The 14051-nt window shown below is 35.8% G+C and carries 9 protein-coding genes and 1 tRNA gene; 1 reads left to right on the top strand and 9 read right to left on the bottom strand.

The features are described from left to right. Positions 1-100 precede the first annotated feature (100 nt). A complete protein-coding gene (locus RT250_RS11485; protein WP_313114888.1) occupies positions 101-3988 on the bottom strand; it encodes a two-component regulator propeller domain-containing protein in 3888 nt (1295 codons plus the stop codon). Between the two features lie 215 nt (positions 3989-4203). Between RT250_RS11485 and RT250_RS11480 the strand changes: the two genes are divergently transcribed. After that, positions 4204-4288, top strand: a tRNA-Ser gene (locus RT250_RS11480). Positions 4289-4538: 250 nt separating this feature from the next. Here RT250_RS11480 and RT250_RS11475 read toward each other — a convergent pair. The 8 genes from RT250_RS11475 to RT250_RS11440 all read right to left on the bottom strand — a co-directional run bounded on the left by RT250_RS11475 (position 4539) and on the right by RT250_RS11440 (position 13981). After that, positions 4539-6278: an efflux RND transporter periplasmic adaptor subunit gene (locus RT250_RS11475; protein ID WP_313114887.1), complete on the bottom strand. Its 1740-nt coding sequence runs from the start codon at positions 6276-6278 to the stop codon at positions 4539-4541. A 13-nt stretch (positions 6279-6291) separates the two neighbouring features. Beyond that, on the bottom strand, positions 6292-6774 hold the full coding sequence (locus RT250_RS11470) for a DUF305 domain-containing protein (protein ID WP_313114886.1): 483 nt from the start codon (positions 6772-6774) through the stop codon (positions 6292-6294). A gap of 24 nt (positions 6775-6798) precedes the next feature. Further along, on the bottom strand, positions 6799-8067 hold the full coding sequence (locus RT250_RS11465) for a TolC family protein (protein ID WP_313114885.1): 1269 nt from the start codon (positions 8065-8067) through the stop codon (positions 6799-6801). Next, positions 8060-8425, bottom strand: coding sequence for a four helix bundle protein (locus RT250_RS11460; protein WP_313114884.1), 366 nt, complete (start codon positions 8423-8425; stop codon positions 8060-8062). Before RT250_RS11460 ends, RT250_RS11465 begins: the two co-directional genes overlap by 8 nt. Positions 8426-8515: 90 nt before the next feature. Then, positions 8516-12328 (bottom strand): efflux RND transporter permease subunit, encoded by a 3813-nt coding sequence (locus RT250_RS11455; RefSeq protein WP_313114883.1) that lies wholly within the window; start codon positions 12326-12328, stop codon positions 8516-8518. A gap of 147 nt (positions 12329-12475) precedes the next feature. After that, positions 12476-12892 carry an HYC_CC_PP family protein gene (locus RT250_RS11450; protein ID WP_313114882.1) on the bottom strand — a complete coding sequence of 139 codons (417 nt, stop codon included), beginning with the start codon at positions 12890-12892 and terminating at the stop codon, positions 12476-12478. A 436-nt stretch (positions 12893-13328) separates the two neighbouring features. Then, positions 13329-13670 carry a hypothetical protein gene (locus RT250_RS11445; protein ID WP_313114881.1) on the bottom strand — a complete coding sequence of 114 codons (342 nt, stop codon included), beginning with the start codon at positions 13668-13670 and terminating at the stop codon, positions 13329-13331. Positions 13671-13705: 35 nt separating this feature from the next. Then, positions 13706-13981 carry a hypothetical protein gene (locus RT250_RS11440; protein ID WP_313114880.1) on the bottom strand — a complete coding sequence of 92 codons (276 nt, stop codon included), beginning with the start codon at positions 13979-13981 and terminating at the stop codon, positions 13706-13708. Positions 13982-14051: the final 70 nt, after the last annotated feature.

The following is a 14051-nucleotide window of genomic DNA, read 5'->3' as shown; positions in this document are numbered from 1 at the left end:
ACCAAAGCTAAAGTGAATTAAAAGCGTAACATAGAAGATATGTGCCAAAACATTATACGTATGTTTCAACAGTAAGAATTACACGGTTAAGTATTAGTTATTAGATACTTGAGAGATACTCGTTCGGTGTGCAGTTATAAATTTCTCTAAAACACTTACTGAAATAAGAAGGGGTATTAAATCCAACCTGATAAGCAATTTCTGAAATAGTCGCATCGGACTCTTTAAGGAGACCAACGGCCAACTTTAATCGTTGCGAGCGAATAAATTCACTTGCAGACATTCCTGTTAAAGCTTTAAGTTTTCGATGAAGCTGGGTGCGACTCATAAGCATAAGTTCAGCAAACTGATTGCTAGTAAATTCAGGGTTAGTAATTTGATCGTCAAGAACTGTTTTTAAACGGTTTAAGAAATCACTTTCGGCCGAGGTAATAGCCAATTTTGGATTTATACTCAAGGTTTTACTGAAGTGTTTTTGAAGCTGCTTTCTGTTTTCAATGAGCTTTTCAACTCTTAATTTTAGTTTCTCACTGTTGAATGGCTTAGTAACGTAGGCATCGGCCCCAGTTTTTATACCCTTAATTTCGCTTTCTTCGCCTACTTTGGCTGTGAGAAGTATTATTGGGATATGACTAGTAAGCTCATTTGTTTTAAGAGAATTGCAAAGTTCTATCCCATCAACTTCAGGCATCATAATATCGCTAATAATTAGATCTGGAACTTGTGATAACGCCTTTTCTATTCCTAACTGTCCGTTTTCAGCTTCAACAATGCGATAGTCATGTTTAAAAATGGAAATTATAAATGCGCGAATATCCTCTTCGTCTTCCACAATTAGCAATAACGGTTTATCTTTTTCTGAAACTTTTATCGAAGGTTTTAAAGGAGTTTTGCTGCTTACTATTTCTTCTGTCAAAATAATTTCATCGTCGCTAAAAGATTCTTTATTAATAGGAAGAGATACGGTAAATTGAATCTTATCATCGGCTATGTTATTAGCTATAATACTTCCTTTTGACAGTGCAACCAATTCTCTAACCAGTGCAAGACCTACCCCCACTCCTTCCGAAAGTTTATTGTCTTGATAAAAGCGGCGAAAGAGTTTGCTTAAGTCTGTTTTTCCAACAGATTCACTTTTATTAATTATAGATAGCACCAAACTTTTATCCTGCCTACTTGCCTCAAACAATATCTTACTTTCCTGAGGCGCGTATTTTATAGCGTTAGAAAGCAAGTTGGATACAATTTTTTCTATCACATCCTTATCAAACCACACACGCTCCAAACTTTGAATTTTACTAGAAATAGTAATGTTCTTTTCTGAAGCTTTATATTGAAAAGCACTGATTAATTGTTTTAACACTATCGAAAGATTTCCTTGCTTTACTGCTAGTTTCCGTTGCCCAGAGTCTATCATCGACAAATCGAGCATCTGTTCTACCAAACTTAACAGTCTATCGGCATTCTGCTTTACAAGTGAAAGCTCCTTTTTATCAGTTTTAGAAATTTTAGGTTTCGAAAGTTGGTTTTCTATCGGCCCAGAGATAAGAGTTAATGGCGTTCGGAACTCGTGAGAAATGTTTGTGTAAAGTTTTGTCCTAAATTCCTCAAGCTTTTTCAAACGCTTGGTTTCCTCGTGTTCTAATCGCAACTGGTTTTTTATTTCCCATCGCCATTTTAAATATCTGTATAGGTAAAATCCAAAAAGCAAAAACAACAATATATAGATGGCTTTTGCCAAAATAGTTCCGTACCACGGTTTTAAAATTGTAAAAGAGTACGTTTTTGGGGTAGTATTCCAAACTCCATCATAGTTACTCGAAATAACTTGAAATTCGTAATCATTAGGCGGCAAATTGGTGTAATGCGCTATATTGCTATTACCCGAAAATATCCAATCTTCATCGTTGTTTAAAAGTCGGTACTTAAACTGATTGCGCTCAGGTTGTGAAAAATGAAGTGACGAAAATGTAAATGTAACCGTGTTTTCACTGTGTTTTAAATTCAAATCTGGTGAAAGTGCTCGGTTTTTATTAAACACTTGAATACCTGTAATTACAGTTTTTGGCTTAATTGGGTTTAAGGTTAGCTGATTCGGATTAAACCAATTTAATCCTTGCAAACCTCCGAAATACAAGATTCCATTTTCATCTCTATAATAGGCGCCTGTATTAAATTCAAATGCCTGTAAGCCATCATAATTACTGTAGTTTTCAATTACTGAAATTGTGTTATCATTAAATTTCAACTTTGAAATTCCTTTATTACTACTCACCCATAAATACCCTTCGTCATCGGGAAGAATACCATAAACTACATTATTTGGAAGTCCTTCTTTAGTTGTGAGTTTTAAAATGGTTTCATCTTCAGGATGATAAATTTTTAAACCGTCGCCATTGGTACCAACAAAAAGGTAAGTTCCATCAAAATAAAGCGACTTTATATTACTGTTAAAAGATTCAATTTTCGTTAACTCTTTTGTTACTCTATTCAACCTAAACAGACCGTCATCTTCGGTGCCAATCCAAAGATATTTGTCCCCTCCACTTTCCACGGTTCGAATATTGTTTGAAGTGATGTATGAATTGTCAATTGTATATTGATTGAGAATTCCAAAATTTTTATCGAACTTAATAAGTCCGTGATCGCGTGTTGCAAGCCAAATAGCTCCATAATCATCTTTGTATATTTTCCATATCGTATATGATGAGGTATCCTTAAAGGATGTAAAATTTCCATCGGAATCTAACAATTGTAGCCCTTCCGATTGATGACCTATCCACAAGGAATCATCGTCATATAAAAGACTCATGATTCTATCACTTAAAAGTTCAGAATCATTAGATCTGTAAGTGAAATAATCTTGCTTATCAATACTTAATCGAGTTAAGCCCTTTCCTGAAGTACCTACCCAAAGGTTATTCGTTTTATCTTTTGCTATAGACCTGATTACATCAACATTTACGTTAAGCGGAATCTGATCATTAGTAAGCACGTTAAACTTCACCAAAAACTCATCATAATAACTTAAACCTGAACCATCTGTACCTATCCATATTGTGCCTGTATTGTCTTCATACAAACACAAAACATCATTGTAGTGCAATGCATAAGGATTGTTCTTGTTTTCGGTAAAATTTTGAATAGTCTCATTTTCAAAATTTACCAAATAGGCACCTTGGCCATAAGTAGCGATCCACAACTGATTTTTATTGTCTATTAAAAGATCTTGAATGATTAAGTTTTCTGGAAGTTTGGCATCCTTAAACCCTAGAAATCTTGTTGGTGATTCGTTTTGTTGTTCTTTTATAAATAGTCCATTTCCATAGCTCCCTATATAAATCGTATTATTAGTGGATTGGGCAAGCGCACTAAAGTTTGTAGCAGGAAAAATTTGGTGGTACTCATATGTATCATTTTGTATTTTGAAATAACCATTTTCGGTAGTAGCCAGGATGGTTTGATGATCAGTTTGTAGAAAATCGTAAATAGTTTGTCGAGCATCTTTTGAATTTAAAAATTGAATAGTGTCTTTTGTTTGGCTATTAATTTTATAAATACCATTTTCAAAAGTTCCTAAGTAGTAGTTATCTGATGAGTTTTGTATAAGTGTACTTATATTTTCGAGATTTGAAATAATTTTAAAACTATTAGTCTCCGAATTATACTTTTCTAAATTTCCAGAATTGGAAGTTATCCAAATATCTCCGTTTCTCGATACGTATATTTTCCCCAATTTGCTATAGGTTGCACGCGTAACATCTTCAAATTGAATATCGTAATGCGTAAAATCGCGTCCATCGTATTTGTTGAGTCCGTCTTGAGTGGCAAACCACATATATCCAGTACTATCTTGTGCTATACTTACCACACTATTTTGCGATAAACCTTGTTCTACGGTAAGTTCTCTAAAGGCCACCTGTTTTTTACTTTGCGAAAAGACAAAGTTTGCCAAGGATAATGTGACAATTAACGTAAAAAGCTTCATTTGGTATAATTAGTTCTTTAAAGTTAATGAAAAAATTACTGTACTGTTGTTTATGCAATATTCTTATTTTCAAATTGTTGCAAAGCCTTTTATTTCGGTGCATTAGCCAACTAAAATTTTAACAAATAAAAACTTTAAAAAATGAATAGGATATTTAAAAAAGCTTTTTATATTTGCAGTCTCGTAAGCAAAACGCTTATGAAACGCATACCACAGGAGAAATGGCAGAGTGGTCGAATGCGGCAGTCTTGAAAACTGTTGAGGGTCACACCTCCGGGGGTTCGAATCCCTCTTTCTCCGCAAAAGGAAACCCACAACTTTTTTGTTGTGGGTTTTTTGTTTAGTGAAACGACTCAAGCCCCTTCGGCTTGAAAGGAGTGGAACTAAATAAAAAACTCAGCATCGCCTTTTTCTGGCGATGTGTGGGTTTCTATGCTTGTACTGGATTTCTTGTTGGGATCAATTTATTAATCCCTCTTTCTCCGCAAAAGGAAACCCACAACTTTTTTGTTGTGGGTTTTTTTATTTGTTTGAATGAAAGCTATCGGCCTTAATCTATTTCATCGGTTACTTCACCACATTTTAACATCGAGGCCCCATAATACGGGTTTAAAATACCTTCTTCAGTACTTAACCAAAATGCCCCTTTATCGCTATTTACCATCGGACAAAAATCAACGTACACCTTTTGATTTATCCCAAAGGTTTTTACGGCGTTTATTAAATAGTTCGATAAGTTTTCAAAATTATCTCTTTGCTCTTTAATATCTGAAGTTTTAGAGATTGCTTGTGCTGCATTTTGAAGTTCCTTTTCCAATTGCATCCAATGGCTGTGACCTGGCTCCTCTTTTAAAAGTTTCATGTCAACTTTTTGTATACTTTTCAGTAAGTTTGAAGCCGCTGCCTGAGGTTTTTCTGAATCATCATTTACCAACGCTTTTTCAATTACCATATAGTCATCAAAAACTGCTTTTAACTGTTTTTGAAATTCTGAAGGTACTCTTTGTCTTCCTATATCGGCTAATTTCGTAGAAGTATCATTCTGAGTGTGATCTTGTGAATTCATCATACTCTTTTTCCCTTGAAGTTGTGCTGCGGCATCTACCGTAAATGTACCATTAACAACTACTTCTTCTCCATTGGAAAGGCCATCTGTAATTATATAGTTTTCACCAGTTTTCACGCCCAAGCTCACTTCGCGCATTTCGAATATTGGTTCGTTAGGATTTGTTTTTACATAAACCAAAGATCTATTTCCCGTCCATAGTACCGCTGTAGCAGGAACGCTAATAGTCGGTTCATTCCCGGTATTTTTAGGAAGATTTACTTTAGAAGTAACAAACATTCCAGGTTTAAACAACCCTTCTTTATTATTTAATGTAGCTCTTACAGCAACAGTTCTAGATTGAGTGTTTAAAATTGGATCTATAAAAGATACCGTGGCTTCAAACTCCTTGTTTGGATAGGCATTTGTAGTAACTGTAATTTTCTGACCTTCTTTTAATTGAGAAATCTGGTTTTCATAGGCGTCAAACATAGCCCAAACTGTTCCTAAATCACTTACTCTTACAATTGGTTGCCCCTGTTTAACATAATCGCCTTCTTCTGCCAATTTTTCTGAAACTGTTCCAGAAACCGTTGCGTAAATGGGGAACTTCTCTCTAACCTTTCCTGTGGTTTCAATCTGATTGATTTGAGCTTCTGAGAGCTTCCACAGTTTTAATTTATTTCGAACTGCCTTATACAATATAGGTTGCGATTCTTTCATTGAGGCTGCTGTTAATAGTTCTTGCTGAGCAGCAACTAAGGATGGAGCGTAAATTGTCGCCAGCAACTGACCTCTATTCACTTTCTCACTTGTAAAATTTACATTTAATCGCTCTATTCTTCCTTCAAAATAGCTTGCCTGTACTGCGTTAGCTTCTTCATTAGGCATAATTTTACCGGAAAGAGACATACTATTTTCGTCTTCATCCACAGCATTCCCAACTATTACAGTCTGAATATTTGCCAATGCCATAGCATTATTAGTCATTCTTATTTCGTTTAAGGCAAGTCCTTCAGCTCCCGATTCTGCGGGAATTAAATCCATCCCACATATCGGGCAATTTCCCGGTTCGGGTTGCATAATTTGAGGATGCATAGAGCAAGTCCACATTTCATTAGCTATCGATTCTCCTGAATGCTCGTGACCAGCTGTTGTGGTTTTAGCATCTCCGCCAAATAATAGAAAGCCACCCAAAAGCCCAACAATTAGAGCTATTGCTATATAGATAATATTTTTATTCATCTTATTTTCTATTTTACTTATTGTTTTCTAATCGTTTAATCATAGCCTTCATTTCGGCTATTTCTTTTTCTTGTGCTTTAATAATGTCGTTTGCGAGTTTTTTCACCTCTGGATCTTTAATATCAGCTCTTTCACTAGTTAAAATTGCTATTGAATGATGCGGTATCATTGCTCTCATCCATAATACATCGCCAACAATAGGACTCTGAGCTCTAACCAACCCAAGAGCGGATACAAACAGAACCAAACTCCCCAATAGTATTGCAATGTTCTTTTTCTTGTTTTGATACATTTTTCGCATAAAAAACCACATAATCACCGCCATAGTTGAAATACCTAAACAAGACATATAAAATCTTGTAAGACTAAAATACACGTGGTCTATCTGGTATGTATTTAAATACATAGTGATGTACATCGCCACAAATGAAGCAGCGAGCATCAAAATAAATTTTGTGTATACATTTTTAGTTGAATGTTGTTCTGAAGTTTTCATATCGATATTTTTTAAAAAATTAAATTATTGGTTTGAAATATAATATTTTACAATACTGGACTGCCTAAAATACTCAGCAACAGCCTCTATGCGCTTCAATTGAAACTGAAGTTGTAGTTCCTGTACATCTAGAACTTCATTAAAATTGATAGTGCCCGTTTCGTAATTTTTTAATAGAATTTCATTTGCGTTTTCTGCTTGTTTTAAGTTTTTATCTTGAGTTTCAAGTCGGATTCGCGCCGAATTTCTATTTCTAAGAGCGGTTTGCAGTTGAGATACTAAAGTGTTTTGTGAAGCTTCTTTTTGAATATCTAGCTCCTCAAATCTCAATCTATTTTGTCGCGCAACGGACTTGTATTTTTTATTAAAAATAGGAATAGATAGCGTCGCCATTGGCATAACCATATTCGGGGCTTCATTAAAAAGCATATATTCTACTCCTATTCCGAAATTCGGTGCGCTTTCTTTTTTATTCAGAGCATCGGCTTGGGAAACTACTTTGTTTAACTCTTCAAATTTTGTCAATTCGGGGTGGAAATTTAATTTTTCAAAATCAATTTCTACCTCTTTTTCTGGAATAATTAAGCTATCAACAATAGGAATATCAACAACTTCTTTTCGGTTTATAATTTTATTAAAGACAATTTGCTCTGAAGCAAAATCCTGTGCCAATACCGCTTTCCTTTCGGCTAAATCATTTCGCCTCATTTGAAGTCGCAATACAGAAACTGCAGACGCTTGTCCTACTTCCACAGAAGTTAAAGCTATCTGCTCATAAACCTTTAAAAGTTCAATATTAGCATCTAATACCTGTTGTTTTTTTGCTGTTTCATACAAACGATAATAGGATTGCGACAAGGCCAAGGCAATTTTTCTTTTAGCGATTTCAATCTCAACTAAATCGGCGTCAGCCATAGCATTTGCATATTTTTCACGTGCTGCAATAGTTCCAAACCAAGGCAGCATTTGCATAACCGAAAACTCTGCTTGTTGCATCATCGGCATATTTCCTTCTCCAAACATATACCCTCCTGAAAACTGAGTATCGGGTAAGGCATTAACCTCAGCTATTTTTTCAGTTGCAATTGCATGTTGCTTTTCCACCGCTTGAATATTTGGGTTGTTTTCTAGGGCTTCTTCAATATAGGTTTGCAAATTTTGTGAATAACCAAAACCACTAATCAACATTATAAATAATGTAGATAGAAGCTGGATGCTGGATGCTGGACGCCTGGAATGCAGCATTAACATATGTATATTCTCTTTTACTTTTATGAAATTTATTTTATTCATAGCTTTTCCAGTTTTGATATAATTTGGTCAACATTTTTCCTATTTGTTCATTACGTTTAGTAAGTGCGCAATGCTCTTCTTTTTCTATATAATTACAAGCCAAGGCATAGTCTAGCCAATCTTGGGTTTCGGAATTCGAACCTAATGCATTTATAAGCTGCTGTTTAAAAACTGCCTCGTATTGTCGTTTTCCCCAACCTTCACTAATGTTAGCTGAAACAGAACGCGAGGAGCGCACGATTTGTGAAGTGAGTGAATATATTTCTTCCCGCGGAAATTTTCTTGTTCGCCAAAATATATCCATGGCCAACGAAAACGCTTCCTTATGTACCTGTAAATCCTTGTACGATTTTATCATAACTTCTGATTTTTTTTTAAGAACATTTAAAATCCCTATATCTAATATCTAAATTCCATTCTCCAACTTCCAACCTCCAACTTCCAATCTCTAGTTTTCGTTAATAGTATTTAAACGTTTTTTCAATTTTGCTTCTCGTCTCCAGCTGAATAAAACCGGAACTACAAATAGGGTAATTAGTGCAATTAACATCCCACCAAAACTTGGAATAGCCATTGGAATCATAATATCGCTTCCCCTACCTGTAGCGGTTAAAATTGGTAACAACGCAAGAATAGTAGTAGCCGTAGTCATCAAACACGGACGGATACGTTTTAACCCTGCTTCTAACACAGACGCTCGGATTTCCTTTACGCTTTCCGGTTCATTTTTATCAAAAGTTTGCGTTAGATAAGTTGCCATTACCACACCATCATCAGTGGCAATACCAAAGAGGGCTATAAATCCTACCCAAACGGCAACACTTAAATTGATAGTATCCATCTGAAACATTTGCCTTAGGTTTTCACCAAAGAAACTAAAGTTCAAAAACCAATCTTGTCCGTAAAACCAAATCATTAAAAATCCTCCAGAGAAAGCCACTGCAATTCCAGTGAACACCATTAAGGAAGTAGATACCGACCTAAATTGGAAATAAAGGATTAAAAAAATAATTGCCAACGCTAAGGGAACAATAACTGAAAGTGTTTTCTCAGCTCTAATTTGATTTTCATAAGTTCCCGTAAACTGATAACTGATACCCTTAGGAACTGAAAGCGCTCCACTGTCTATTTTTTCTTGAATTAATGCCTGAGCGTTTTCAACTACATCAACTTCCGCAAAATCGTTTAGCTTATCAAAAAGGACATAGCCTACCAAAAAGGTGTCTTCACTTTTAATAACCTGCGGCCCTTGCTTGTAACGTATATCCACTAATTCTCCTAATGGTACGGGATTTCCTTTTCCAACCGGCACATAGATGTTTTGAAGATCCTGTGGGTCGGCTCTTAGCTCTCTTGGGTAACGCACGCGTACTCCATATCGCTCACGACCTTCAACCGTTTGCGTTAAAGGCATCCCTCCTACGGCTACTTGGAGTATTTGCTGAACCTCTTCAATAGAAACTCCATAGCGGGCGAGACGATCCCTTTTAATGTCTATTAATAAATAAGGCTTCCCAACAATACGATCGGCAAAAACCGCTTCTACATTTACACCTTCGGCGTGTTTTATAATTTCTTCAAGTTCAAGTCCGAAAGCCTCAATCTCTCGTAAATCTTGACCTTTCACTTTAATCCCCATAGGCGCACGCATTCCTGTCTGCAGCATCACTAACCTAGTCTCAATTGGCTGCAATTTTGGTGCAGAGGTTACGCCAGGTATTTTTGTTACCCTCACAATTTCATTCCAAATATCTTCGGGCGATTTTATTTCAGGTCTCCAATTTCTATAAAACTCCCCGCCGTTATCGGGTATTAGGTCTTCTGACGTCACGTTGAACGCAGGGGATATGTCTCTTCCGGTTTCTAAAGCCTTCTCGACTGCGCTCGAACGGACATCTCTATTGGGATTTTCGACAAGGCCACCTTTCTTCAACTCGAAAAGTCCATCCTTATTCACTTTAAACCTCTGTCGTTTTCCTTCGTCGTTTAATGCGTATTCGGACTTGTATAAAATAATATTTTCATACATCGATAAGGGCGCAGGATCCAATGCCGATTCAGTTCTTCCAGCTTTTCCTACAACGGTTTTAATTTCAGGTATGTTTGCCACGGCCATATCTAATTGCTGTAAGACGCGCTTGTTCTCTTCTACTCCTGAATGAGGCATTGAAGTTGGCATCAGCAAGAAGGAACCTTCATTAAGCGAAGGCATAAACTCTTTTCCTGTGTTCTGCCAGATGAGAACTCCGAAAACAACAATTAACGTTGGTACAGAAAGGAAAACCATTTTATTGCCTAGTGCCCAAGTTAGAATTCGAGCATAGTATTTCTGGAATACCCAAAACACCCCTAGAAGCCCAAAACAGATAAATCCTACAAATAAAAGGTTCCAAAATATACTTTTATCTACACCAAGTGGACGCCAGAATTCAGCCAATAAAAAGACAACTGCTAGTGCTGATATAAAGATGTTTATAATATTGGCGCGTTGGTCTGTAAGCCAGATTTTATCAGAAATTTTTAATGCTATTTTTTCATCTTTTAAAAGTCCTGTAATTCCAAAACCGATTAAAATAAGGCCTAACCAATAGCCAAAAACAATGGCGGCAATCCCAAGAATTATTAGAATTCCGTTTATTAAATTAAAAGTGACTATTTTTATGTTTTTTCTTCGAAATAGATACGCTGCAAATGGAGGAGTTAAAAATAACGCAACCATAAATGCCGCTACTAATGCCGCTGTTTTTGTAAAAGCAAGTGGGCGAAATAATTTCCCTTCTGCGCCTATCATCGTAAATACAGGTATAAAACTGATGATTGTTGTAAGTACCGCCGTTAATATAGCACCTGATACTTCCGCACTCGCATTATAAACAATCGAGTTAATTGATTGCTTTACACCAGTCTCTAAAGCCCGCTGTTTTTCTTCTTCCAAATGCCTAATTATATTTTCAGAAAGTATTACTCCAATATCCACCATAGTTCCGATAGCAATGGCGATACCAGATAAGGCTACAATATTTGCATCTACGTTAAAGAACTTCATCGCGATAAACACCATTAACACCGCAACAGGTAATAAGCCCGAAATAAGTATTGACGCTCGAAGGTTAAACACCATTACAATAATTACGAAAATTGTAATAAGAATTTCTAAACTTAAAGCTTCATCTAGCGTGTCTAATGTTTCCTGAATAAGTTCCGATCTATCATAAAAAGGAACTACGGTAAGTTGCGAAATAGTTCCATCCGAAAGTTCTTTTGAAGGCAATCCTGCTTTAAGCTCTTCCAACTTATCTTTTACATTATTAATAACTTCCATAGGGTTAGCACCATAACGCGCAGTAACCACCCCACCAACAACCTCAGCACCTTCCTTATCCAAAATTCCTCTTCGTGGTGCAGGGCCTAAACTAACATTGGCAATATCCTTAATTCGGATAGAAGTATAATTTTCAGAAGTAACTACGGCATCTTCAATATCGGCTACAGTCTTTATATATCCTAAACCACGCACTAAGTATTCAGCTTGATTAATTTCCATGGTTTGCGCACCAATGTCTTTATTACTTTGCTGTACAGCTTTTACAATTTGAGATAGACTAATGTTGTATTGCCTCATCAACTCTGGCTTAACATCAATTTGGTATTCTTGAATATACCCTCCAATCGAAGCAACTTCTGAAACTCCACTAGCCGATGAGAGTGCGTATTTCACATAGTAATCCTGAATACTTCGCAACTCGTGTAAGTCCCAACCTCCGGTAACATTGCCATCTTTATCTCTACCCTCAAGCGTGTACCAGTAAACCTGCCCTAAGCCTGTTGCGTCTGGTCCTAAAGATGGATTTACATTTTCTGGGAGTAAGCCAGCAGGTAAAGAGTTTAGCTTTTCTAGTATTCTACTACGGCTCCAATAGAATTCTACATCTTCTTCAAAAATGATGTAAATGCTCGAAAAGCCGAACATAGAAGAACTTCTAATGGTCTTAACTCCAGGAATTCCTAATAACGAAGTTGTAAGCGGGTAGCTTATTTGGTCCTCAATATCTTGGGGAGAACGCCCTTCCCATTGGGTGTAAACTATTTGTTGGTTTTCGCCAATATCAGGAATGGCATCCACGGCTACAGGATTACTAGGCAACATACCCGTATCCCAACTAAAAGGTGCATTTACCACACCCATACCTACAAAAAGTGCGAGTAACAATACTGCAACCAGTTTATTCTCTATGAGAAATTTTATGCTTTTATTTAGCATTTGAATTGAATATTAAACAGTTAAACTTTGAATAAAATCCTGAGAACTCAGGAAAATAAAATCAAGAATCCTGTCCTAAAATGGTAAAACCATCGGACAGACTTATCCTAACCCACGATAACTATCGGAGTTGGAAACTGTTTAAAATCAAATTAAGTAAGTCTCGTGAAGCTTCTGTATGTCCCGTATGAGAAAGGGAGGATTATAATTCCTAAACGGAACTATATTAGAATCCAGATCTTCAAAAAGATTTATATATGAATAGAAAAATGAAGCAACGAATGTCTGTTGCTCTAAGCTTAATGTATCAAAAGAATGCTTTAATTCATCCTGTCCTTCTACTAGTACTTGCGTATCTGTACAGCAAGAATCTTCGGGTATTTCATTATCGCAATCGCTAGTAGGTATCTCCATATCCATACCACATGAGTGAGCGTTTTGGGTTAGCGAATAATCCACTAGCGTTTCTCCACAAAAGTGCATATCTATGGTAAACGACATAGTGGTAAACATCACTAGTATCGCCATAAACACAGCTGTTATTTTATGAAGAATTGAAATCATTGGTTGCAAAGGTAACGTAATTAAGGCAATAAATTGCAAATAATGCTATCCTAAGTAATTTATGCACCCACTTGAATATTTTTTAATTGGTCTAATCTACTTTCTTTTTTGCATCGCCCAAAAAAGAAACAAAAAAGTCTAGGCTTACGAAACTTTTTCTAAATTTATCATTCAGCAGCTAAATTTTAGGAACTCGCTTTGCTATTATTTACTAAATATAAAAGTATTTATCGCTCAAACAGCCTAAAATTTTTTACGCTGCTCTCATTTCAAATTTTACGATAAATTTTCGGTAGGCCGATTTGACATTAAACACCCACCCATTAAATATTAAATCTGAGGAAATATTTATTAATAAGACACAATCTAATGGGATTAGAAAAAATGTTTAGGACTATATTAATTTGTATTTATAAGAAATATCTAAAAGCACAATTTAAGAAATACTTCTATTTTCCATTTTCTGAAGTATATAAAACACAAATCCTCCTAACGCATAACATACCACATCCCAAATATCTCCGGTATATCGATATGATTGTTTTGGAAGATAATATTCAAAAACAACCGAATACAGAACTACTAAACTTACAATTGTAAATAAATCTATCCGAATACTTTTATCTTTCTTAATAAACCAAGCTGTATGCAACCCAAGTGTTGCGACCATTGGTATTACAAGAAAATCATTGAGGTGATTAAATATCCAATTGGGTGCTACTATTTCGAAGTATTTTAATACTTGAACGCATAAAAACGCAACTATGGAAAAGAGCACATAACTATGTAATATTTTTAGCGGAAGGTTGCGCATTAAATAAACAATAACGCTATTAACCAAGCTATAAAGCCACCAACAACCATTATCACCATCCAGATTGAATGCAATAGATAGTAAGTGCCGCGAATTAGCAGAAAACGATTATTTTTCCACTTTTCGATAAATGAATCCTCCTCCGCTACTTCTGGTTCTGAAACAATAGCAGGTTCAATTTCGTTTTCATTATTTGTAGACGGTATTTCCGACTCTTGCCTATCTGTATTAGCATTCTCAAGTTCGGTAATTTCGTCATTTTCTTTTTTCGGCATAGCAATCAAAGTTCAACCTTCAAAAATACGAACTATTTTATTTGTAAAAGAATGATCTAGTTCTTTTGAA

The organism is Aequorivita sediminis (assembly GCF_032080575.2).
In the GTDB taxonomy this organism is placed as follows: Bacteria; Bacteroidota; Bacteroidia; order Flavobacteriales; family Flavobacteriaceae; genus Aequorivita; species Aequorivita sediminis.
This window is presented reverse-complemented; position numbering and strand designations above follow the sequence as displayed.

What these genes read in the sequence shown, in the direction of transcription:
- RT250_RS11485 (WP_313114888.1), bottom strand. Translation starts at nt 3,988, where the DNA reads ATGAAGCTTTTTACGTTAATTGTCACATTATCCTTGGCAAACTTTGTC.
- RT250_RS11475 (WP_313114887.1), bottom strand. Translation starts at nt 6,278, where the DNA reads ATGAATAAAAATATTATCTATATAGCAATAGCTCTAATTGTTGGGCTT.
- RT250_RS11470 (WP_313114886.1), bottom strand. Translation starts at nt 6,774, where the DNA reads ATGAAAACTTCAGAACAACATTCAACTAAAAATGTATACACAAAATTT.
- RT250_RS11465 (WP_313114885.1), bottom strand. Translation starts at nt 8,067, where the DNA reads ATGAATAAAATAAATTTCATAAAAGTAAAAGAGAATATACATATGTTA.
- RT250_RS11460 (WP_313114884.1), bottom strand. Translation starts at nt 8,425, where the DNA reads ATGATAAAATCGTACAAGGATTTACAGGTACATAAGGAAGCGTTTTCG.
- RT250_RS11455 (WP_313114883.1), bottom strand. Translation starts at nt 12,328, where the DNA reads ATGCTAAATAAAAGCATAAAATTTCTCATAGAGAATAAACTGGTTGCA.
- RT250_RS11450 (WP_313114882.1), bottom strand. Translation starts at nt 12,892, where the DNA reads ATGATTTCAATTCTTCATAAAATAACAGCTGTGTTTATGGCGATACTA.
- RT250_RS11440 (WP_313114880.1), bottom strand. Translation starts at nt 13,981, where the DNA reads ATGCCGAAAAAAGAAAATGACGAAATTACCGAACTTGAGAATGCTAAT.